Consider the following 22547-nt stretch of genomic DNA (forward strand, 5'->3'; position numbering starts at 1 on the left):
CGTCGCATGGCGCAAATGGGGCCGAGTACCCCCTGAACCGTACGTCTGCAGCGACCCGGGGACGGTGCGAGCCCGGGGCGTACCAGGGGCGAACCATCACCTCGGAGCCGCCGGAAGAACCGCGGGAAGCATCCGCTCAGTAGAACCGGCAGCGATGACCGCGAGTGGGTCGGCGTACGCCGGCCAAGAAGGGTGGTACCGCGGGCCGCGTCGCCGACGTGACTCGTCCCTTCGCCGGAATCCCCGCACCATGCGGGCCCGTCGGAGGACGACATGAGTAGCGACCCCAACGATCGGCACGACGCCGGATACCCGGCCGTCCCGGCCCACGTCGACCTTCCCGCCGTCGAGCTCGAGGTGCTGGAGCAGTGGCGCGACGACGCGACGTTCGAGCGCACCCTGCGCGAGCGCGCCGGAGCACCGCGCTGGACCTTCTACGAGGGTCCGCCGACCGCCAACGGCACGCCGGGCACCCACCATGTCGAGGCACGCGTCTTCAAGGATGTATTCCCGCGGTTCAAGACCATGCGCGGCTACCTGGTCGAGCGCAAGGGCGGCTGGGACTGCCACGGGCTCCCCGTCGAGATCGCCGTCGAGAAGGAGCTCGGCTTCAACGGCAAACCCGATATCGAGGCGTTCGGCGTCGCCGAGTTCAATGCCAAATGCCGCGAGGCAGTGCTCCGCAACGTCGATCTCTTCGAGGAGATGACCGACCGGATGGGCTACTGGGTCGACACCGACGACCCGTACCGCACCATGGACTCCTCGTACGTGCAGAGCGTCTGGTGGGCGTTGCAGCAGATCTTCGACAAGGGACTGCTCGTCCAGGACTACCGGATCGCGCCGTACTGCCCGCGCTGCGGCACTGCGCTGTCCGACCATGAGCTCGCACAGGGGTACGAGACGGTCAGCGACCCCTCGGTCTACGTACGCCTACCGCTGACCTCGGGCCCGTACGCCGGGCAGGCCGCACTCCTGATCTGGACCACGACGCCGTGGACGCTGCCGAGCAACGCGCTCGTCGCGGCGCGGGCAGACGTGACGTACGTGACCGCGACCAACGGCGACGAGACCCTGGTCGTCGCCGAGGAGCTGATGGCCGATGTCCTCGGCGAAGGCTGGACGAAGGTCGACTCGTTCACCGGCGCCGAGATGGTCGGCTGGACCTACCAGCGGCCGTTCGAGATCGTGGACTGGCCCGGTCGCGGCCACTTCGTGGTCAACGAGGAGTACGTCACGACCGACGACGGCACCGGGCTGGTGCATCAGGCGACCGTCTACGGCGCCGACGACTTCGAGTCGGTGCGGCGCAACGGCGTCGAGCTGGTCAACCCGATCGACACCCGCGGGCGCTTCGACGACGCCCTCGACCTGGTCGGCGGGATGTTCTTCAAGAAGGCCGACGCCGTACTCGTCGACGACCTGCAGACGCGCGGCCTGCTCTACCGGCACGTCCCGTACGAGCACTCGTATCCGCACTGCTGGCGCTGCCACACGCCGTTGATGTACTACGGCCTGCCGTCGTGGTACATCCGCACGACCCAGATCAAGGACCAGCTGCTCGCCGAGAACGCCGATACGAACTGGTATCCCGAGACGATCAAATGGGGCCGCTACGGCGACTGGCTCAACAACAACATCGACTGGGGTCTCTCCCGCAACCGTTACTGGGGCACGCCGCTGCCCATCTGGCGCAACGACGAGAATCCCGACGACCTGATCTGCGTCGGCTCCTTGCAGGAGCTGTCCGAGCTGACCGGCCGCGATCTCGCCGACCTCGACCCGCACCGCCCCTACATCGACGACATCACGTTCACTCGCGACGGCGTCGGCGGCACGTACCGCCGAGTGCCGGAGGTGATCGACGCGTGGTTCGACTCCGGATCGATGCCGTTCGCCCAGTGGGGATACCCGCATGCGCCGGGCTCGAAAGAGCTGTTCGAGCGGGCGTACCCGTCGCAGTACATCTGCGAGGCGATCGACCAGACGCGTGGGTGGTTCTACTCGCTGATGGCCGTCGGCACCTTGGTGTTCGGGCAGTCGTCGTACGAGAACGTCGTCTGTCTCGGGCACATCCTGGCCGAGGACGGCCGCAAGATGAGCAAGCACCTCGGCAACATCTTGCTACCCATGCCGCTGATGGCCGAGCACGGCGCCGATGCGGTCCGCTGGTTCATGGCCTGCTCCGGGTCACCGTGGCAGGCCCGCCGCATCGGGCACGCGGCGCTGCAGGAGATCGTCCGCAAGGTGCTGCTGACGTACTGGAACACCGTCGCCTTCCATGTCCTGTACGCGCGTACGGCGGGCTGGTCGCCTGCCGCGGAGGCGACGCCGCTCGCCGACCGCCACGTACTCGACCGCTGGCTCACGTCGCAGACGAACGCTCTCGTACGCGACGTCACCACGGCGATGGACGACTTCGACACCCAGCGCGCCGGCGCGCTGCTCGCGGGGTTCGTCGACGATCTGTCGAACTGGTACGTCCGCCGCTCCCGCCGCAGGTTCTGGGACGGCGACGACGGCGCGCTGCGTACGCTGCACGAGACGCTCGATGTGCTCACTCGGCTGCTCGCACCGATCGTCCCGTTCATCACCGAGCGCGTGTGGCGCGACGTCGTGGCCTCGGTCGACCCGTCGGCACCGACGTCTGTGCACCTCGCGGCGTGGCCGACCTACGACGCTGCGCTGGTCGATGACGCCCTCGGCCAGCAGGTCGATATCGCCCGGCGCGTCACGGAGCTCGGCCGGGCTGCCCGCGCCGATGCGAAGGTGAAGACGCGCCAGCCGCTACGGCGTGCGCTGGTCGGCTCCGCGACCTGGACGAACCTCGGCGAGGAGCTGCGCCGCGATATCTGCGAGGAGCTGAACGTCGGGACGATCGAGTCGCTCGCGGACGCCGGTGACGATCTGGTCGCGTACTCCGCCAAGGGCAACTTCCGCTCGCTCGGCAAGCGTTTCGCGAAGCAGACTCCGCAGGTCGCAGCCGCAGTAGCGGCAGCTGACGCGGAGTCACTGGCCGCTGACCTGCGCGACGCGGGTACGGCCACCGTGCAGGTCGACGGCGAGCCCGTGACCGTCGGTCCCGATGACGTCATCATCTCGGAGCGGCCCCGCGAAGGCTGGTCGGTCGTCAACGACCGCGGCGAAACTGTCGCCCTCGACCTCGAGCTCACCAGCGAGCTACGACGTGCCGGGCTGGCCCGGGAGGTCGTGCGGACCCTACAGGAGGCCCGCAAGAACGCTGGGCTCGACGTCACCGACCGGATCCGGGTCCGTTGGTCAGCCGACGGAGACCTCGCCGAGGCCGTACGCGAGCACGGTTCGGAGATCGCCACGGAAGTGCTGGCCGTCGAGTTCGTCGAGTTCGACGAGCCGCTGACCCACACCGGCCGCGACGACGCACTCGGCCTCGGGTTCTCCCTCGACCGTCGCTGACGGGACGACGCTCACCCGGACATGACAGAATCCGCGACCTCGTCGAGGTCGCGGATTCTGTCAGTCGGTGCTCAGCGAGCGGTGGTGTCCTCGTCGCCGAACAGCGAGCGAAGACGGCGCGGCGTGTGCTCGGCGCCGGCGGGCGCCGATGCCGGCGCAGCCGCCGACTCGGCGACGCTGGAACCTGCCTCGAGCGTCTGCAGCTGCTCGGTGAAGTAGCCCTTGAGGCGGCTGCGGTACTCGCGCTCGAACGCACGGAGACGCTCGACCTCGATGTTGAGGTTGTCGCGCTCCTTCTCGAGGTCGCCGAACAGCTGCTGGCGGCGCTCGGCGGTCTCCGAGTCGAGCTTCTGCGCGCGTACGCGGGCATCGGACTCGAGCCGGTCGGCTTTGCTACGGGACTCGTTCTCCAGGCGCTCGGCCTTCATCCGGGCCTCGGCCAGAATGCGGTCGGCCTCGTTCTTGGCACCCTCGACCAGCTCGTCGGCGTTCTTCGTCGCGATCTCAAGCAGCCGGGTCGCGGCGGTCGACGCCTCGCCGACCGAACCGGTCGACTCGACGGCCGGTGCCACCGGAGCGGGGGTCGGGGCAGGGATCGGAGCCGGTGCCGGTGCAGGGGTCGGCTCGGGCGCGGGCGCGGGCGTTGGTGCCTGCGTCACCTTCGTCTCCTCCGAGACCGATGTCGCAGGGGCGCCCGCCGACGACGCGGCAGAGAGCTTGTTGCGAAGATCCTGGTTCTCGTCGGTGAGGCGCTTCAGCTCAGCCTCGACCTCATCGAGGAACTGGTCGACCTCTCCCATGTCGTAGCCCTCACGGAGACGGACAGGCGTAAAGCGCTTATTACGCACGTCCTCAGGCGTCAGCGGCATGAGCTCACCTCAATGTCGTCGTCGAACTTATACATGTCGGAGACCACCGTACTCCGTTTTTCCGCGCGACACGTACACGACCCGCGAGTCACGGTGTGTGATACGTACGTCAGACCGAGAAGAAGACCGCGCTGTTGATGATCTGGAGCAGGTAGAGCCCGATCAACAGAATCATCGGGGACAGGTCGAGTGCCACCGCGCCGAGCCGCATCGGAGGAATCGCCCGTCGTACGACACGCAGCGGCGGGTCGGTGGCCGAGTAGATGATCTCGCAGAAGACCAACATGACCCCGCGCGGATGCCAGGACCGAGCGAGTACCTGGACCCAGTCCAGGATGAAGCGCGCTATGAGGATCAGGATGCAGGCCCACAGAACCAGGCCGATGATCGAGCCAACTGTCGCCATTCGTCAGCTCTGGTTGAAGAATCCGCCTTCGGCGATCCGCTGCTTGTCTTCAGCGGCAACCGAGACGTTCGGCGGCGAGAGCAGGAATACCTTGTTCGTGACGCGCTCCATCGCACCGTGCACGGCGAAGACCAGGCCGGCGGCGAAGTCGACGAGACGCTTCGCGTCGTTGCCGTCCATCTCGGAGAGGTTCATGATCACGGGGGTGCCGTCGCGGAACTCCTCGCCCAGCGTGCGGGCCTCATTGAAGGTCCGCGGGTGCAGAGTCGTGATGCGCGAGAGGTCGGTGATCGGCGGGGCCGACGACAGCGGGGTGGGACGACGGCGCTCTGAGAGCTTCGTCACGGCAGCCGACTGCTCGGCGGGCGCGGCGGTGCGAACGGCCTGCGGAGTACGCTGCGGCTCGTCCTCGAAGTCGTCGTCGACCTCGTCGTACTGGTCCGAGCCCTCGACGAGACCGAGATACACACCCATCTTGCGCATTGCGCCAGCCATGGTCCTCTTGTCCTCCGGTCGGTGCGTGCCCGCACCCGTTGCTGGATTGTCGCCGAAGCGCCGTCGTCACGACGCCCTGGCGACGACACTACCGGAGCGGTGGGCGCTCTCCGAGTACCGCGCGCCCGATTCGTACGTGTGTCGCGCCGGCCTTGATGGCGGCCTCGAGGTCACCGCTCATCCCTGCGGACATGATCGTGGCGTGGGGGTACTTCTCGGCGAGTGCGTCGGCGCACTTGCGGAGTCGGGTGAACGCGTCGCCGGCATCGCCTCCGAGCGGTGCGACCGCCATGGTCCCGCGCAGGCGCAGGGCGGGATGCTCCTCGACGGCCGCCGCGATCTCTTCGACGTCGCCCGGGTCGGCACCCGCCCGCCCACCGGGATCGTCGTCGCGTCCCTCGAGGTTCACCTGCACGAGCACGTCGATCACCCGGCCGGCCTTCTCGGCGCCCTTGCCGAGCGCGCGTACGAGCCTGAGCCGGTCGACGGAGTGCACGACGTCGGTGTAGCGCGCGACGGCATCGGCCTTGTTCGTCTGCAGCCCACCGACGAAGTGCCAGGTCAGACCGGCGCCATCGGCGCCTACCTCGGCACGCTTGCGCTCGGCCTCGGGGTGGCGGTTCTCGCCCACATCGCTGACACCGAGGCTCGCCAGGAGCGTTACGTCGCTGCTCGGGTAGGTCTTGGTCACGACGATGAGGCGGACGTCGTCGGGCGCTCGACCGGCCTCGGCACAGGCAGACGCGATGCGCTCACGGACGGCCGTCAACCGGGCGGCGATCTCTTCCCTGCGAGTCACGGACGCCACCGTACGAGGCCGCCGAGCCGGCCCGACTGCTGACCCTGACGGCGGTACGAGAAGTAGTCGTCGACGCCTTCGATCGTGCATGCACCGCGGTGGTCGGCGAGGTCGGTGACGGCGACATCGAGCGCGGCGAGCTGCTCTACGAGCCCCGCGCCGAGGTCGAGGGCGGGCGTGCCGGATCGCGTCGTCGCATGGGTGGCCGGCGCGAGCGCGCTCACTCGCTGCCTCATGTCGTCGGGCACCTCGTAGCAGGAACCGCATGCGCGCGGCCCGATCCAGGCTCGGATCGTGCCCGCACCGAGTGCGCGCATCGTGTCGACGGTACGCGCGGCAACGGCGTTCGCCACACCCTCACGCCCGGCATGCGCGACTCCGACGACCCCGTCGCCGGGAGCGACGAACACGACGGGTACGCAGTCGGCGACCCGAACCAGCAGCGCCACGCCGGGCACGTCGGTCACCAGCGCATCGGCTCGCGGGACGGTGCCGTCGTGGTCGGAGCCGACGACGTAGACGTCGTTGCCGTGGTACTGGCTCATGCGTACGACCGATTCGACGGTCGTACCGAACGCCGCAGCAAGGTCGCTGAGATTTCGGTCGACGGTGTCCGGAGAGTCGCCGTTGCTGGTGCCGAGGTTCAGCGACTCCCACGGGCCCGTGCTGGAACCGCCGTGGCGATCGGTGAATGCGAGCTCGGCGCGACCGGCGCCGTCACGAAACGCGAACACTGGCAGAGCCTATCGATACAAGGGACCTGGGCGTACGACGGATCGGCCGGGCAACCTACTTGAGGAAGTCGGGTACGTCGAGGTCGTCGTCGAACTCGACCGGCCGCGGCTCACGCGTGCGCGCCGGACGCTCAGCACGTTCGGGACGCTGCGGGCGCTCCGTCCGCTCGGGACGCTGCCCGCTCTCGGGCGCCGCTGCCGGTCGAGAGGTGCCGGTGCCGTTCGAGGGCTTATCGGACCCGTTGGACGAGCCCGCCGACGAGTTGGGCCGTACGGGTGCCTGCGCACGCGCGGGTGCCGGCTCGCGGGCGGGCTTCTCGTCGTCGGCCGCGGGGCGCTGCGTACGCGCCTCGGGCTCGGTTCGCGACTGGGCCGGCTCCCTGCGTAGCGCGGGTTTGCTGGCGTCGCGCCGCTTGGGCGAGCCGCCGTCGAACCCTGCCGCGATGACGGTGACCCGGACCTCGTCGCCGAGTGCGTCGTCGATCACGGCACCGAAGATGATGTTGGCCTCGGCGTGTGCGGCCTCGATGACGAGCGCCGCGGCCTCGTTGATCTCGAACAGGCCGAGGTCGGAGCCGCCGGCGATGGACAGCAGCACACCGTGCGCGCCGTCGATCGAGGCTTCGAGCAGCGGACTCGAGACGGCCATCTCCGCGGCGGCGACCGCACGGTCGTCTCCGCGGGCGGAACCGATGCCCATCAGCGCCGAGCCGGCGTCGGACATGATCGACTTCACGTCCGCGAAGTCGAGGTTGACCAGACCGGGTGTGGTGATCAGATCGGTGATGCCGGAGACGCCTTGCAGGAGTACCTGGTCGGCCTGCTTGAACGCGTCGAGGACGCTCACGTTGCGATCGCTGATCGACAGCAGCCGGTCGTTGGGGATCACGATCAGGGTGTCGACCTCGTCGCGCAGGGCGGCGATGCCGTCCTCTGCCTGGTTCGCACGCTTACGCCCCTCGAATGCGAACGGGCGGGTCACGACGCCGACCGTCAGCGCACCCAGCGAACGAGCGATCCGGGCGACGACCGGAGCGCCTCCCGTACCGGTGCCGCCGCCCTCACCAGCGGTCACGAAGACCATATCGGCGCCCTTGATGACCTCTTCGATGTCCTCGGCGTGGTCCTCTGCGGCCTTCGTACCCGTGCCCGGGTCGGCACCCGCGCCGAGCCCTCGAGTGAGCTCGCGGCCGATGTCGAGCTTGACGTCGGCGTCGCTCATCAGCAGAGCCTGTGCGTCGGTGTTGATGGCGATGAACTCGACACCCTTGAGGCCGACCTCGATCATCCGATTCACGGCATTGACGCCACCGCCACCGATGCCGGCCACCTTGATTACGGCCAGATAGTTCTGAGCTGCCACGATGCGTGCCTCTCGCGAGTCGGCCAGATCAGGACGTCGATCTGGCGGATGTTCGGTCTGTCAGCGGGGAAGGCTTCCTCAACACTCACCCTCAAGTAGAGGGTTATAGTTATGTCAACCTGTCGTCTGCCAGTAAACGTACGGGCCGCTCAGGTACGCGTGGCGCAGACACGCCGCGCGGGTTGGGATTTCGGCTCGCACGCTTCTACCGTGCGACTACTCGCCTGCCCGGTTGGTCGCCGCTGTCGGCTCTCCGTTTCCTCGATACGACTACTCGTCTGCCCGGTTTCTCGTCGCTGTCGGCTTCCCCGCTTCCGCCGGCTGGGTAAAAGACGCGGCGACGCGGGAGCCGCAGCTACGGCATCGGGTTGCTTGCCGGCTTTCCCGTTTCAGTCGTCTTTTGCGGGGTCAGTGGCGGTCGTTCACCAGGTAAACATGGTGAAACTCCACTCTGCATGGCAGGGACACCGTGCAAAGTGACTGCTCACCGTGCTCGTTGGTACGCCCGTGGCCGCCGGTACGGATGTGACACCGAAACCGAACGTTACCCCGGTCCCATATTAAAGTGGCGGGGAAGCCGCCGAGCAACCGAACCGAAATGGCGCCTCCGCGCGTCGCCGCGTCTTTTGCCCAGCCGAAGGACGAGGCAAAGCCGACGGCGGCGAGGAGCCAGGCAGACGGGTGGTCGCACCGAACGAATCGGAACCCGGAACCAGGGAAGCCGGCACGGACCCGCTCGGCTCGGCGTCAGCCGGAGGTGGCGGGGTGGTCCGGAGCGGTCACGTCGTACACGCGCGCCGGCGTCTCGAGGAGCGCCTCGAGCACCTCCCGCTTGTGCTCCGATTCGTCGGCGCTCCCCCAGCGCACCGTATCTCCGTTGCGCAGCAGGAGCTCGATCGAGTCGATGCTCGCGACCTCGATCGTCTTCACCCGCTCGGCGAGGTCGTCATCGAGTGCGCCGACGACCTCGGTCGCCTCGGCGAGCACGGTCTGTTCGTCGTCGCCGACGGCCGGGTCGAGACTGATGACCGGCACGCCCTTCGGTCGCGAGGAGTACGACCGGAACGCGACGCCCGACTCGTCGATGCCGCGTAGGTTGCCGTCGACCTCCATGACCGCGACCGCCTCACGCTCATCGATGTCGAGGACGACACCACGCGGCCATTTGCGTTCGACCGACACCTCCGCGACCCGCGGCAGCTCCGCGACCCGGCTTGCGATGGCGTCGGTGTCCAGCGTGGCGAGCGGCGCACCGTCGTCGATCCCGGCCTGCCGCAGCACGTTGGTCTCCGAAACGCTCTTCGTACCCTGCACCTTCACATCGTGGACTCCGAGAACCGACGATGCGAGCACGACCCAGGCGAGAGCCGCGACGACCGCGATCAGCGTGAACGCAACGAGGTACGGGCGCAGCCGCCTGCCCCGTGAGCGCCAGCGGCGCCGCCGGAACCTCTCGTCGGCTTCGCCCGCACTCATCAGGACCGCCCGTCGGACCTACCGCGCAGAAGCGACAGCAGCGCCGGGCCGACCGTCGTCACGTCACCCGCGCCGAGGGTGAGCACGAGGTCACCCGGGCGCGCAATTGCCCCGAGCGTCTTCACGGCGGCCACCAGGTCGTGGACACGATGCACGTTCTCCGGCGGCAGCCTGACGTGGCCGGCCACGATCTCGCTACTGACATCCGGATCGGGATCCTCGCGGGCAAGGTAGATCTCGGTGACGACCACCTCGTCCGCCGCACCGAGCTCGGCACCCATCGCGGCGCCGAAGATCCGCGTACGGCTCACCAGATGCGGCTGGTAACAGACCACCAGCCGTCCGCTGCCGGCGAGGGCACGCGCCGCCTCGAGGTCACCGGCGATCTCGACCGGATGGTGTGCGTACGAGTCGTACACCCGCACGTCACCCGCGACGCCGACCGACTCCATCCGGCGCCGAGCACCGACGTACGCGGCGAGGCCCGCGACCAGGTCGTCGAACGCGAAGCCGCACCGCAGCCCCGCTGCGATCGCACCGAGCGCATCGACCGCGTAATGCCGGCCGGGTACGGCGAGCCGCACGGTGCCGAGGCGTTCGTCGGTGCCTGACAGTCGCGACCACACCGTGAAGGTCGAGCCGCCGCTGTCGATGGTCAGGTCGGTGAGGCGTACGTCGGCAAATGCGTGGTCACCGAACCGGATCGTCTCGATCCCACGCCGATCGGCCTCATCGGCGAGCGCGGCCGAGCCCGCGTCGTCGGAGTACGCCAGCAGTGCGCCACCCTCGCGAATGCGTCCCAGGAACGTGTTGAACGCCTCGTGGTACGCCTCCTCGGTGCCGTAGTTGTCGAGGTGGTCGGCGTCGACGTTGGTGACAACCGCGTACAGCGGCGTGTAGACGAGGAACGCTCCGTCGCTCTCGTCGGCCTCGGCGACGAACAACTGCCCGGAGCCGTCATGCGCATTGCTGCCGAGCGTCTCCACCTCGGCACCGATCGCGTACGAGGCGTCAGCACCGGCAGCGTCGAGGGCCATCGCGAGCATCGACGTCGTGGTGGTCTTGCCGTGCGTGCCCGCAACCGCGATCACATCGCGGTCGAGCAACACCGACTGCAGACCGGCGGAGCGTGGCAGCAGCCGGAGTCCGCGTTCGCGAGCTGCGACGACCTCTGGGTTGGTCTCCCGCACGGCCGTTGACACGACGACCGTGTCCGCGCCGTCGACGTGGGACGCATCGTGCCCGACGTGACAGACGGCGCCAGCTTCCTGCAGTGAGCGCAGCAGCGTCGAGTCGTTGGCATCGCTGCCGGACACGGTGATGCCCCGCTCGACCATGATGCGGGCGATCGCGGACAGCCCGGCACCACCGATGCCGACGAAGTGAACGTTGCCGAGCTCGTGGGCCGGCGGTATGTCGTCGGGGATGTCGAGCCTCATCGCGAGCCCCGTGCCGCCTCGATCACCATCGCGGCAAGGCGCTCATCGGCGTCGCGGGGCATCAGCTCCGCCGCGGATTTCGACATCCGCTCCAGTCGTGCAGTGTCTCCGAGCAGTGGTACGGCGACGTTGCCGATCCAGTCGGAGGTCAACGCCTCGTCATCGATCAGCAGCGCACCCCCGGCCTGTACGACCGGGTACGCGTTGAGCGCCTGCTCGCCGTTGCCGTGCGGCAGAGGTACGAAGGCCGCCGGCAGGCCGACCGACGCGACCTCTGTGACGGTGTTTGCACCGGAGCGGCACACGATCAGATCGGCCGCGGCGTACGCGAGATCCATCCGCTCGATGAACGGCGCAACGACGTACGGCGGGTCGCCCTCGCGACGGTCAGGGGTCGCCTCCTCGGGGCGTCCGGCCGCATGGAGCACCTGGATGCCGGCGTCGGCGAGCGTACGGGCCGCGCCGGAGACCGCATGGTTGACGCTGCGTGCGCCTTGCGACCCTCCGGTGACGAGTAGCGTCGGGCGCGACGCGGCCAGGCCGAACTCCGCCCTGGCCTCGGCGCGCAACGCTGCCCGGTCGAGCGTCGAGATCGCACGTCGGATCGGCAGACCGAGGTACGTCGCATGCGGAAGCTCTGTGTCGGGGAAGCTGGTGGCGACGTGCCGGGTGAATCGGGCGCCGAGCTTGTTCGCCATACCCGGCAAGGCGTTGCCCTCGTGGATCACGAGCGGAAGTTTGCGACGTCGAGCGGCGAAGTAGGCGGGAACCGATACGTACCCGCCGAATCCGACGATCACGTCGGGGCGTACCCGGTCGACCACCTCCAGGGCGGCGCGAACCGACTTGCGCAACCGCACCGGGACCTTCGCGAGATCGGCCCCGACGCTGCGCGGCATGGGCACCGGCGGGACCAGTTCCAGCGGGTATCCCGCCTCGGGGATCAACGTCACCTCGAGGCCGCGCTCGGTGCCGAGGCAGGTGATCTCGCACTCGGGATCGACGCGCTGCAGTGCCGCAGCGGTCGCAAGCAACGGAGACGTGTGGCCGGCAGTTCCGCCACCAGCGAGTAGGACCCGCATCCCAGGGCGTGTCTTCCTACTCACCGCCGGCTCGCCCGCCTCCGCATCCCGACCGGCTGCGTTGCGGTCACTCACGGTGGGCCCGACTACTGTTTCGATCCCGCGCCTTGCCGGGATCTGGCGCGCAGACGCGCTCGCTGATCGACGTCGAGTAAGCAGCCACGACTTGTTCAGTTCCCTCTCCGGACCGCACGTTCGCGGCCCTGCCGGCGCATCCTCGCGCGCCGATCCTTCTGTGCCTTGAGCGCCGCCTGCGCTCCGGGCTCGGTACGTGCGAACGAGACCAACAGCCCGAGAGCGATGACGGTCGGCAACAACGCGGAACCGCCGTACGAGATGAGCGGGAGCGGGATGCCGATGACCGGCAGGAACCCCAGCACCATCCCGATGTTGATCACCGTCTGCGACAGCAACCACACCGTAATGCCCGCCGATGCGAAGCGGACGAACGGGTCTCGGCTTCGCTGCGCGATCCGCAGCCCTGCGTACGCGAGTACGACGAACAAGGCGAGCACGACGAGGGTTCCGGCGAGGCCGAGCTCCTCACCGATCACGGCGAAGATGAAGTCGGTGTGGGCCTCCGGGAGGGTGCCCCACTTCTGCCGGCTCGCGCCGAGGCCGACGCCCCAGAACTGTCCGGACGCCAGCCCCATCAGCCCGTGTGCGGCCTGCCAGCCGCCGTCGCTGTAGTCGGAGAACGGGTCCATGAAGCCCGTGAGTCGTCGTACGCGGCCCTCGTCGGCTGCCGCGAGGAACGCAACCAGCCCACCTAGCGCGAGGAACGCGCCGCCGAACAGCCGCATCGGGGCGTTCGCGACCCAGAGCATGCCGAGGATGACCGCGAACATCACCAGCGCCGTACCCAGGTCGCGCTGACCGACGACCATCATCGTGACCAGCAACGTCACCGGCAGCATCGGGATCAGCAGATGCTTCCAGTCGCCGAGCAGCTTCTCCTTGCGGGCGTACAGATCGGCGACCCAGACCACCAGCGCGAGCTTGGCGATCTCCGACGGCTGCACCTGCAGCGGGCCGCCGAACGACAGCCAGTTGCGGTTGCCGTTCACCTCGACGCCGAGGCCCGGCACGTACGTGAGCGCGATCAGCACGATCGCGACGAACAGCAGCGGGTACGCGAGCATGCGCACACCGTTGATCGGCAGCCGCGATGCGATGTACGCGCACGGCAGAGCGACGAGCACCCAGATCGCCTGCTTGCCGAAGATGAAGTACGAGCTGCCGTACGCCCGCAGCGAGAGGACCGAGCTCGCGCTCAGCACCATCACCATTCCGAGGGCGAGCAGCAGAGCGCTGACCCCGAGCACGAGCTGGTAGGAGGTCAGCGGCCGGTCGAGCAGCCGATGCCACGCGGCGAACCAGCCGCCGTCCTCGGAGGAATTGCTCCGGCGGGCCTGCCGCTTCGGTGCTGTGGTGCTCACGACGGGCCCTCCTCACAGTCTCTCGGCCTCAGCGGCCGCCACTCACAACCGGCGCACCGCCTCGGCGAACGCGTCACCGCGTGCGGCGTAGTCGGCGAACATGTCCATGGACGCGCATCCTGGTGCGAGCAGCACGGTGTCGCCGGGTTGCGCCATCGTGGCCGCCGCGTCCACGACGCGGTCCATCGCCTCAGTCTCGCCGGAATCCACCTCAACTACGGGGATCTCTGGCGCGTGTCGGCGCAGCGCATCCGCGATGAGGTCTCGGTCACGTCCGATCAGGACGACCCCGCGCAGCCGATCGCGCACCGCGGTGACGAGGTCGTCGAAGGTGGCACCCTTGGCGAGCCCTCCGGCGACCCATACGACGCTCGGATAGCTGAGCAACGACGCCTGCGCCGCATGCGTGTTCGTCGCCTTCGAGTCGTCGACGTACCGGACCTCGCGTACGGTCGCGACCTCGGCGACGCGGTGGGCGTCGAGCCGGAATCCTCGCAGGCCTTCGCGTACGGCGATCGGAGGCACGCCGTGTGCACGGGCGAGCGCGGCGGCAGCGAGGGCGTTCGCGACGTTGTGTTCGCCGTCCGGTGCGATGTCGTCGATCGTCGCGAGCTCGGCCGCGGACGTCTGCCGCTCGGAGACGAACGCACGATCGGCGAGGACACCGTCGACGACACCGACCATGCCGACGGAGGGCACTCCCAACGTGAACCCGATCGCCCGCGCACCCTCGACCACGTCGGCCTCGCGTACGAGCCGCTCGGTCACCGGATCGGAGACGTTGTAGACGCACGCGATCTGTGCGTTCTCGTAGATGCGGCCCTTGTCGGCGGCGTACGCCTCGATCGAGCCGTGCCAGTCGACATGGTCGGCGGCGATGTTCAGTACGGCCGCGGCTTGCGCGGACATGCTGCGTGACCAGTGCAGTTGGAAGCTTGACAGCTCGACCGGGAGTACGTCGTACGGCTCGGGGTCCATCACCGCCTCGATGATCGGCTTGCCGACGTTGCCGACGGCGACGGAGCGCTTGCCTGCGGCGCGGAGCATCGCGTCGAGCATCTGGACCGTCGTCGTCTTGCCGTTTGTGCCCGTGACCGCGAGCCACGGCGCGTCACCATCGGTGCGCAGCCGCCAGGCGAGCTCGACTTCCCCCCACACCGGGACGCCCCGTGCCGCCGCCTCGACCAGCAACGGTGCACTCGGTCGCCAGCCCGGCGACGTGACGACCAGATCTGCCGGCGGCAGCGAGTCGGTGGATCCCGGACCCAGCCGTACATCGGCGCCGAGCACCTGCAGAAGCGTCGCCTTCTCGGTCATCGCGTCGTCGGTGCGATCATCCAGCGCGACGACGCTTGCGCCAAGATGCGTCAGGGTGTCGGCGGCGGCGAACCCGCTCACGCCGAACCCGCACACCACCGCGCGTACGCCCTCCCACGACGAGGTGCGGTCGAGCCCCTCGAAGTCAGGTCGTGCCGTCATACGCCTGCGACCCACTCCGCGTAGAAGATGCCCAGTCCGAGCGCGACGCAGAGCACGCAGATGATCCAGAACCTGATGACGACGGTGATCTCGGCCCAGCCGCCCAGCTCGAAGTGATGGTGCAGCGGTGCCATCCGGAACAGCCGTTTGCCCTTCGACGCCTTGAACCAGCCGACCTGCAGCATTACCGAGACCGCCTGGAGGACGAACAGACCGCCGATGATCGGCAGCAACAGCTCGGTACGGGTCATCACCGCGAACCCGGCCATCACGCCGCCGAGCGAGAGCGAGCCGGTGTCGCCCATGAAGATCTGAGCGGGTGAGGCATTCCACCACAGGAAGCCGAAACAGGCACCGGTGAGTGCCGCCGCCACGACGGCGAGATCGAGCGGGTCGCGCACCTCGTAACAGCCGGCGAGGTCTTGGTCGAACGAGCACGACTGGTTGCTCTGCCAGATGTTGACGAAGACGTACGCCCCGAAGACCATGCCCGATGCGCCGGTTGCGAGTCCGTCGAGGCCGTCGGTGAGGTTCACCGCGTTACTCGTACCCGCGACCATGATCAGCACCCAGATCACGATGAGTACTGCCGGAAGCTCCCAGCTGAAGTCGCGGATGAACGAGATGCTGTGCGACATCGGCTTGATGCCGTCGGTGTCCGGGAAGTTCAGCGCCAGGATCGCGAACGCGAGGGCGACGACGGTCTGGCCGGCCATCTTCGCCTTGCTGCGCAGGCCGAGGCTGCGCTGCTTGGAGATCTTGATGTAGTCGTCGAGGAACCCGACGAGGCCCAGTCCTACGTACAGGAACAACAGCAGCAGCGCAGATGTGCTCGGCTCGGTCCGAGTGACCGCCATCGCGAAGCCATACGCGATGAGCACGGCCGCCATGATCACCAGGCCGCCCATCGTCGGCGTGCCGCGCTTGGTGTGGTGCGAAGTGGGGCCGTCGTCGCGAATCAACTGACCGTAGTGCTTGGCGACCAGGAGCCGGATCGCCATCGGCGTGAGGAGCAGCGTCACCAGCAGCCCCATGCCGCCCGCAAGCAGGATGGCCCTCATTTAGTGCCCAGTCCTCTCGTCGGCTCCCAGGTGCCCGCAAGGCGTCGGACCAGATGCAGTATGCCTTGCATGCTCGACGAGTTCGCGAGCGACTCGCTGCAGGCCGATCGTCAACGACGCCTTCACCAGGACGACGTCGCGCGGGCGAAGGATCTCCTCGACGACGCGTACGGCCTCCGCGGCGTCGCCGGCGCGGTGGATCTCTGCGCCGGTCCAGCCCTCCGTGATCGCCTTGGCCCCGTCGCCGACCAGCACGAGTTCGTCGACACCGGACTCCGCCGCGAACCGGCCGAGCCGGCGGTGCTCAGCTGCCGCGGACTCGCCCAGCTCACGCATCTCGCCCAGCACGGCGACCGCCCTTCCGCCGTGCGAGTCGGCGACCGTACGCAAGGTCGCGATCGCCGACCGCATGGAGTCGGGGTTCGCGTTGTACGCGTCGTTGATCAGCACGACGCCGTCGCGCAGCTGATGACGCTCGAGCCGGGCCGCAGATGCCGTCGTGGCTGCGTTGAGCGCACCGCCGACGGTTTCGAGCGGCAGTCCGAGCGCGATGGCGGCCGACGCCGCGGCGGCCGCGTTGGCCGCCTGGTGGAGCCCCAGCATCCGCAGGTGCACACCCACCCGATCGCCGTCGTACGCGAGATCGAAAGTCGGCTCGCCGTCGGCACTCGCCTGCACTCCCTCGAGCCGCAGCTCGGCGTCCGGGGACTCCCCGAACGTGTGCACGGCAGCGGTGGTCCGGCTCGACATGGCCGAGACGAGCGCATCGTCGGCGTTCAGCACCGCGTGACCATCCGGCCGCAGCGCCTCGACAAGCTCGCCCTTGGCCGTTGCGATGGCTTCCTTCGAGCCGAACTCGCCGATGTGCGCGACGCCGACGTTGACGACGACGGCGACGTCGGGGGGCGCGATTCCGCACAGGTACGCGATGTTGCCGACATGGCGCGCCCCCATCTCGACCACGAGGTAGCGGGTCTGTTCGTCGGCGCGGGTCACAGTCATGGGTACGCCGAGCTCGTTGTTCAGGTTGCCCGATGTGGCGACCGTCGCACCGTCGGTCTCCAGGATCTGGCTCAGCAGGTCTTTCGTACTCGTCTTGCCCTGCGAACCGGTGAGCGCGACGATGCGCGCGGACGGAAGTCTGCGTATGACCTCGGCGGCGAACAGCCCGAGAGCCTCGATGGTGTCGTCGACGACGACGCACGGCGCATCGACTTCGCGTGAGGTCAAGGCGAGCGCGGCACCGGAGCGTACCGCCCCGGCCGCATAGTCGTTGCCGTCGACGCGTTCTCCGACTACCCCGACGAACAACCCGCCCGCTTCGACCGCCCGCGAGTCGACCTGCGCCGGAGCGGTGACGAGGAGTTCAGGATCGGCGCGGTGCAGCCGCCCGCCGACGGCATCGGCGATCTCCGCGGCTCGCATCGGGATCATCGGGTGCCCGCTCCGTCGAGCGACAACAGAGCGGTACGCGCATGCGTCACGTCATCGAACGGATGCACCGTGCCTGCGACCTCCTGGCCCTGCTCATGTCCCTTGCCGGCGATCAGTACACAGTCACCCGGCCGAGCCAGCGACACCGCCGCGCTGATCGCCGCGCCCCGGTCGCCGGTCTCGTGTATCTCCGCCTCCGCGCCGGCGGCTCCTTCGAGCACGGCGCGTCTGATTGCGGCGGGATCCTCGCTTCGGGGGTTGTCGTCGGTCACGATCACCACATCGCCGAGCCGGGCGGCGATCTCGCCCATCACCGGCCGCTTGCCCGTGTCTCGGTCTCCCCCGGCGCCCACGACCACGATCAGCCGACCGGACGTCACGGGCCGGAGCGTGCCGAGGACCGCCTCCAGCGCGTCGGGCTTATGCGCATAGTCGACGACGACTTCGAAGTCCTGACCGGCGTCGACCCGCTCCATCCGCCCGGGTACGCCCGGAGATGCGGCGATGCCGGAGCCCGCGGCGGCCGGGTCGAGCCCGCCGGCCGCAGCAGCGGCGACGACGGCGAGGGCGTTCTCCACGTTGAACGCGCCGGGCAACGGGATGTCGACCTCGACCTCCGATCCGTCGGGTCCGGCGAAAACGGCGACCGTGCCGGAGGCGCCCGGCTCTGCATGTACGAGGGACCAGTCGGCAGCGCCCTCCGTCGAATAGGTCGTCACCGGAAGCGAGGTGCTCGCCGCGAGCCGCCGACCGTACGGATCGCCGACGTTGATCACGGCGTGGCTCGCGTGGCGGGGGGTGAACAGCGTCGCCTTTGCGGCGAAGTAGTCCTCGACGGTGCCGTGGAAGTCGAGGTGGTCGCGTCCGAGATTCAAGAAGACGGCGACGTCGAACACGATGCCGTCGACGCGCCCCTGGACGAGTGCGTGGCTGGAGACCTCCATCGCGCATGCCGTCACGCCCTGCTCTCGCATCGCGGCGAAGAGCGCGTGCAACGCGGGCGCCTCCGGCGTCGTGAGGGCCGTACGTACCGCCCTGCCGGCTATCCGGGTGCCGATCGTGCCGACGACCGCTGGTGTGTGACCGGCGGCGACCAGGGCGGGCTCGGCGAGCCGGGTGACCGTCGTCTTGCCTTGCGTACCGGTGACGCCGATCGTCAGCATCGCCGCGGCCGGTTGCTCGTACACCAGCGCGGCAAGGTCGCCGAGTGCCGCGCGCGGTGTCTCGATCACCAGCACGGGTACGGCCGTCTCTCCGATGATCTCGGCACCGTCCGGATCGGTCAGGATCGCTGCAACGCCCGCTTCGACGGCGTCGGTCGCATACCGCGCGCCATGCGTACGAGCGCCGGGCAACGCGGCATACAGGTCTCCGGGTGCGACGGCATTCGAGGCGAGGCTGACTCCCGTCACCTCCCCCGGAACCGGGGGCAGGTCGAGCGCCGAGCAGATCGCGCTCAGCGGCACCGGCTCGACGCGACGAGGCCGGCTACTCGCCAGGTCTGCGGACTCCGGGGTCATCGACTACCTTCCTGCGGACGGGGTGCCGTACTACGCGGTTGCCATTCTCCGAGCGCCCGAGCCTATCGTCACCAGTACAACGGCGTCCGAGGCGTCCGGGAACCCGTCGGAGCGACTCCGTAGCGCTCGAGAGCCGCGCGCATCACATCGTGGAAGACCGGCCCCGCGTCACCGCTTCCCGACCCTCCGCCGGCCGGGTTGTCGAGGACGACGTAGGTGAGGAACCGCGGATCGTCGGCCGGTGCGAACCCGGCGAACGAGACGGTGTTCTGACCGCGAACGTAGTTGCCGGTATCGGGATCCACTCGCCACGCCGTGCCCGTCTTACCGGCAGTGCGGTAACCCGCGATCTTCGTGTCGGTGGCCGTGCCGCCGGGGTTCGTCACGCTCTCCATCATCTTGGTGACCTGTTTGGCCGCCTTCTCGGAGACGACCCGATGCTGCTCGGGCTCGGGCGCCGGCGTCTCCTCGCCGTCGGCGTCGACGAACCCGGACACGATGCTCGGCTCGTTGTAAACACCGCCGTTCGCGATGGCCTCGATCGCCGATGCCTCCTGCATCGCGGTCACCGAGATGCCCTGGCCGAACGCGATGGTCGCGTGCTGCGCATCGCTCCAGTCGTCGGGGTCGGCGAGAATGCCGCCGGACTCGCCCGGCATCCCGACTCCGGTCGGCTCGCCGAAGCCGAAGTCCTCGAGGTACGAATGCATCTTCGCGTTGCTCATCTGCTGCGCCAGCGTCACCGTGCCCATGTTCGACGAACGCGCGATGATCCCGGCCGCGGTCATGTTCAAGGTGCCGTGTGCCCAGTAGTCACCGATGGTGAAGCCGTCGAGTGTCATCGACCCCGGCACCTTGACCTTCGTACGCGCGTTGACGAGACCCTGATCGGCGAGGGCGGCCATCGTGACGACCTTCTGTACGCTGCCCGGCTCGTAGACGTTCTGTACAGCGCGCGCGTTCATGTTCTCCGACGTGATCGACGACGGGTCATTCGCATCGAAGGTCGGCAGCTGGGACAGCGACAGCACCTCCCCCGTCTTCACGTCCTTGACGATCGCGACTCCCCAGTCAGAGCTGGTCTCCTGAATCGCCTGCTTCAACCGCTGCTGGGTGTACCACTGCAGATCGCGGTCGATCGTCGTGACGACGTCGGTGCCGGGTTGAGGCTCCTTGACCGTGCTGTCGGCGAGCGGGATCCGTTCACCCGACGGCGAGACCTCGTAGGTCGCCTCGCCGTCCTCGCCGCGGAGCTCGTCGTCGTACTGGCGCTCGAGCCCGGCGCCGCCCTTGCCGTCGGCGTTGACCAGCCCGAGCGTGTTCGCCGCGAGGGTGTCTCCCGGGTACGTACGCAGCGGCTCACGTTGGGTGAACACACCGGTCAGTCCCGCGGTCTCCACCGCCTCGACGGCCTTATCGGCCTTCCACGTCGGCACCTGATGCGCGAGGTAGACGAACTGCGTGTCGGGAGCGCGAAGCTTCTCGACGAGGTCGAAGTAGTCGAGATCGAGGCGCTGGGCCAGGATCTTCGCGATCGCCGTCGCGTCATCATCGGTCATCGTCGGATCGGCGGTGATCGCCCGTGCATCGACGCTCGAAGCGAGCGCCGCGCCGTCGCGGTCGAGAATCTCACCGCGTTCCGCGTGCAGCGCGATCCTCTGGGTGCCCTCCTCGGCCGCCTTGGCGGCGTACGCGTTGGCGTCTACTCCTTGCAGCTGGAACAACCGCGCCGCGAACACCGACAGCAGAATGGCGATGACGACCAGGCACAGCCGCAGCCGCGTGACCGTGGCCCGAGGCGGCCGGGAGCTGTTCGTACGCGGGCTCATCGGCGGCCTCCTCTGCGGTCTGACCCACGGTCGGGTTGGTTGTCGTCCGGCTTCTTGTTGTCCGGCTTGTTGTTATCCGGCTTCTTGTTATCCGGCTTCTTGTTCTCGGGCTTGTCGTTCTCGTCGCCGTCCTGCCCGACGGGATCGTCGTTCTCGTGCCCGGTGCCGGTGAGACCGGGAAGGTTCGTACCCGGCAGCGCCGGACTCGGATGGCCGCTCACCTCCCCGCTGGGAAGACGCAGGAACGCCGGAGAGGCGTTCGGGACCATCCCCAACCTGGCGGCCTCGCTCGCGATCCGATCCGGGCTCGACAGGCCCTGCACTTCCAGGGTCAGCGCCTGTTCACGGGTCTGCAGGTCCGCCGCCTTCTCCTGCATGGCGGTCAGCTCGAACGCGCGCCGCTGCATGCTCGTGTTGATCAGCAGCAGGCCGACCAACCCGACCGCGAGCAGCGCTACGACGAGTACGACGAACGGCGCCCGCGGCCGGCGAGCACCCACCGACCGGACGATGCGCAACGGGCGGCGCGGCGCCGGCGCTTGCCTCGACGGCCGAGCCCTCGCGGGTCCGTGCAGCGGAGTCATCGCGACCCCCGATCGACCTCGGCGATCCGTTCGGCCACGCGTACTCGCACCGAACGGGCACGAGAGTTCTCGTCGACCTCGGCGTCGGCTGCTTGCTCCGCTCCCCTGGTCACCAACCGGTATGCCGGCTTGAGCTCCGGAGGCACCACCGGCAGATCCGGCGGCGCCTGCGACTCGGTCACGGCCGCGAACGCGCGCTTGACGATGCGGTCCTCGAGAGAGTGGTACGCCATCGAGACGACGCGTCCGCCCGGAGCGAGGACGTCGAGTGCGGCCGGTACTGCTCGTCGGAGCACCGCGAGCTCGTCGTTGACCTCGATTCGCAGAGCCTGGAACGTTCGCTTCGCCGGGTTGCCTCCCGTACGCCGGGCAGGCGCCGGAATCTGCTCGCGGATGAGCGTCACGAGCCGCTCACTGGTGGAGAACGGCGCGGAGGCACGCTCGCGCACCACTGCATCGGCGATCCTCCGAGCGAACCGCTCCTCGCCGTACTCCCTCAGGATCCGGGCAAGCTCGACCGCGGAGTAGGTGTTGAGCACCTCGGCCGCGGTCAGCGACGAGTCGCCCATCCGCATGTCGAGGGGGGCATCTTGTGCGTACGAGAATCCACGGTCAGGTCGATCGAGCTGCATCGACGACACCCCGAGGTCGAGCAGCACGCCGTCGGCCGCGTCGAACCCGTTCGACTCCAGCACGTCGCCGATCCGGTCGTACGTGGTCTCGGCGGTCGTCAGCCGGTCGGCGTACGGGGCCAACCGTTCGCGGGCGAGGGCCAGCGCGGCGGGATCCCGGTCGATGCCGACCAGGTGTACGTCCGGGAAGCGGGTGAGCACCGCCTCGGCATGCCCGCCGAGGCCGAGTGTCGCGTCGACGACGACGGGCGAACTCGTGCTCGTAACGGCGGGCTCGAGCAGTTCGAGCACCCGGTCGAGCATGACCGGAACGTGCGCGTCCATGAGCGAAGTCATCTCGCCACTTCGCGCACAGCAGCGCCAGGCGTGGCAGGCCGGATTCCGCCCCGAGAACACTCGCGCTTCCTGCGCAGTGCGGTTGCGACCACCATGTTCGACCCCTTGTGAGTGCGGTACGTGTGTGACTTCGTC

The 22547-nt window shown here is 68.6% G+C and carries 18 protein-coding genes; 1 reads left to right on the forward strand and 17 read right to left on the reverse strand.

The genetic code is table 11. The features are described from left to right. Positions 1–273: 273 nt before the first annotated feature. A complete protein-coding gene (gene ileS / locus MU582_12940; GenBank protein UPK73344.1) occupies positions 274–3435 on the forward strand; it encodes an isoleucine--tRNA ligase in 3162 nt (1053 codons plus the stop codon). Positions 3436–3506: 71 nt separating this feature from the next. Here the strand turns inward: ileS and MU582_12945 are convergent, their stop codons facing one another. From MU582_12945 to rsmH, 17 genes are all read right to left on the reverse strand, one after another. Continuing rightward, positions 3507–4304: a DivIVA domain-containing protein gene (locus MU582_12945; GenBank protein ID UPK73345.1), complete on the reverse strand. Its 798-nt coding sequence runs from the start codon at positions 4302–4304 to the stop codon at positions 3507–3509. 109 nt (positions 4305–4413) lie between these two features. After that, a complete protein-coding gene (locus tag MU582_12950) occupies positions 4414–4710 on the reverse strand; it encodes a YggT family protein (GenBank protein UPK73346.1) in 297 nt (98 codons plus the stop codon). Positions 4711–4713: 3 nt separating this feature from the next. After that, complete coding sequence (locus MU582_12955) at positions 4714–5205, reverse strand: cell division protein SepF (GenBank protein ID UPK73347.1); 492 nt, start codon at positions 5203–5205, stop codon at positions 4714–4716. An 88-nt stretch (positions 5206–5293) separates the two neighbouring features. Further along, positions 5294–6004, reverse strand: coding sequence for a YggS family pyridoxal phosphate-dependent enzyme (locus tag MU582_12960; protein UPK73348.1), 711 nt, complete (start codon positions 6002–6004; stop codon positions 5294–5296). Next, positions 6001–6738, reverse strand: a complete 738-nt coding sequence (gene pgeF / locus MU582_12965; protein ID UPK73349.1) for a peptidoglycan editing factor PgeF — start codon at positions 6736–6738, stop codon at positions 6001–6003. The genes MU582_12960 and pgeF overlap by 4 nt, the downstream gene beginning before the upstream one ends. 55 nt (positions 6739–6793) lie before the next feature. After that, complete coding sequence (gene ftsZ / locus MU582_12970; protein UPK77168.1) at positions 6794–8104, reverse strand: cell division protein FtsZ; 1311 nt, start codon at positions 8102–8104, stop codon at positions 6794–6796. Positions 8105–8848: 744 nt separating this feature from the next. Beyond that, complete coding sequence (locus MU582_12975; GenBank protein ID UPK73350.1) at positions 8849–9577, reverse strand: FtsQ-type POTRA domain-containing protein; 729 nt, start codon at positions 9575–9577, stop codon at positions 8849–8851. Beyond that, positions 9577–11016 carry a UDP-N-acetylmuramate--L-alanine ligase gene (gene murC / locus MU582_12980; GenBank protein ID UPK73351.1) on the reverse strand — a complete coding sequence of 480 codons (1440 nt, stop codon included), beginning with the start codon at positions 11014–11016 and terminating at the stop codon, positions 9577–9579. Before murC ends, MU582_12975 begins: the two co-directional genes overlap by 1 nt. After that, the gene (gene murG / locus MU582_12985) at positions 11013–12098 is read right to left on the reverse strand and encodes an undecaprenyldiphospho-muramoylpentapeptide beta-N-acetylglucosaminyltransferase (GenBank protein UPK77169.1); all 1086 of its coding nucleotides are present in this window, start codon (positions 12096–12098) and stop codon (positions 11013–11015) included. Before murG ends, murC begins: the two co-directional genes overlap by 4 nt. Positions 12099–12268: 170 nt before the next feature. Beyond that, complete coding sequence (gene ftsW, locus MU582_12990; GenBank protein ID UPK73352.1) at positions 12269–13537, reverse strand: putative lipid II flippase FtsW; 1269 nt, start codon at positions 13535–13537, stop codon at positions 12269–12271. Positions 13538–13579: 42 nt separating this feature from the next. Beyond that, on the reverse strand, positions 13580–15016 hold the full coding sequence (murD, locus tag MU582_12995) for a UDP-N-acetylmuramoyl-L-alanine--D-glutamate ligase (GenBank protein ID UPK73353.1): 1437 nt from the start codon (positions 15014–15016) through the stop codon (positions 13580–13582). Then, positions 15013–16077: a phospho-N-acetylmuramoyl-pentapeptide-transferase gene (gene mraY, locus MU582_13000; GenBank protein ID UPK73354.1), complete on the reverse strand. Its 1065-nt coding sequence runs from the start codon at positions 16075–16077 to the stop codon at positions 15013–15015. Before mraY ends, murD begins: the two co-directional genes overlap by 4 nt. Further along, positions 16078–17511 carry a UDP-N-acetylmuramoyl-tripeptide--D-alanyl-D-alanine ligase gene (locus tag MU582_13005; protein UPK73355.1) on the reverse strand — a complete coding sequence of 478 codons (1434 nt, stop codon included), beginning with the start codon at positions 17509–17511 and terminating at the stop codon, positions 16078–16080. Next, positions 17508–19031, reverse strand: a complete 1524-nt coding sequence (locus tag MU582_13010) for a UDP-N-acetylmuramoyl-L-alanyl-D-glutamate--2,6-diaminopimelate ligase (protein ID UPK73356.1) — start codon at positions 19029–19031, stop codon at positions 17508–17510. Before MU582_13010 ends, MU582_13005 begins: the two co-directional genes overlap by 4 nt. A 68-nt stretch (positions 19032–19099) precedes the next feature. Beyond that, positions 19100–20860: a penicillin-binding protein 2 gene (locus MU582_13015; GenBank protein ID UPK73357.1), complete on the reverse strand. Its 1761-nt coding sequence runs from the start codon at positions 20858–20860 to the stop codon at positions 19100–19102. After that, positions 20857–21360 (reverse strand): hypothetical protein, encoded by a 504-nt coding sequence (locus MU582_13020; protein ID UPK73358.1) that lies wholly within the window; start codon positions 21358–21360, stop codon positions 20857–20859. Before MU582_13020 ends, MU582_13015 begins: the two co-directional genes overlap by 4 nt. An 80-nt stretch (positions 21361–21440) precedes the next feature. After that, positions 21441–22412, reverse strand: coding sequence for a 16S rRNA (cytosine(1402)-N(4))-methyltransferase RsmH (gene rsmH / locus MU582_13025; GenBank protein UPK73359.1), 972 nt, complete (start codon positions 22410–22412; stop codon positions 21441–21443). Between the last annotated feature and the right edge of the window lie 135 nt (positions 22413–22547).

Source organism: Nocardioidaceae bacterium SCSIO 66511 (assembly GCA_023100825.1).
Lineage (GTDB): Bacteria > Actinomycetota > Actinomycetes > Propionibacteriales > Nocardioidaceae > Solicola.

What these genes read in the sequence shown, in the direction of transcription:
- murC (UPK73351.1), bottom strand. Translation starts at nt 11,016, where the DNA reads ATGAGGCTCGACATCCCCGACGACATACCGCCGGCCCACGAGCTCGGC.
- ileS (UPK73344.1), top strand. Translation starts at nt 274, where the DNA reads ATGAGTAGCGACCCCAACGATCGGCACGACGCCGGATACCCGGCCGTC.
- MU582_12975 (UPK73350.1), bottom strand. Translation starts at nt 9,577, where the DNA reads ATGAGTGCGGGCGAAGCCGACGAGAGGTTCCGGCGGCGCCGCTGGCGC.
- mraY (UPK73354.1), bottom strand. Translation starts at nt 16,077, where the DNA reads ATGAGGGCCATCCTGCTTGCGGGCGGCATGGGGCTGCTGGTGACGCTG.
- rsmH (UPK73359.1), bottom strand. Translation starts at nt 22,412, where the DNA reads ATGACTTCGCTCATGGACGCGCACGTTCCGGTCATGCTCGACCGGGTG.
- MU582_13015 (UPK73357.1), bottom strand. Translation starts at nt 20,860, where the DNA reads ATGAGCCCGCGTACGAACAGCTCCCGGCCGCCTCGGGCCACGGTCACG.
- murD (UPK73353.1), bottom strand. Translation starts at nt 15,016, where the DNA reads ATGACGGCACGACCTGACTTCGAGGGGCTCGACCGCACCTCGTCGTGG.
- MU582_12955 (UPK73347.1), bottom strand. Translation starts at nt 5,205, where the DNA reads ATGGCTGGCGCAATGCGCAAGATGGGTGTGTATCTCGGTCTCGTCGAG.
- MU582_12950 (UPK73346.1), bottom strand. Translation starts at nt 4,710, where the DNA reads ATGGCGACAGTTGGCTCGATCATCGGCCTGGTTCTGTGGGCCTGCATC.
- murG (UPK77169.1), bottom strand. Translation starts at nt 12,098, where the DNA reads ATGCGGGTCCTACTCGCTGGTGGCGGAACTGCCGGCCACACGTCTCCG.
- MU582_13005 (UPK73355.1), bottom strand. Translation starts at nt 17,511, where the DNA reads ATGATCCCGATGCGAGCCGCGGAGATCGCCGATGCCGTCGGCGGGCGG.
- MU582_12945 (UPK73345.1), bottom strand. Translation starts at nt 4,304, where the DNA reads ATGCCGCTGACGCCTGAGGACGTGCGTAATAAGCGCTTTACGCCTGTC.
- MU582_13010 (UPK73356.1), bottom strand. Translation starts at nt 19,031, where the DNA reads ATGACCCCGGAGTCCGCAGACCTGGCGAGTAGCCGGCCTCGTCGCGTC.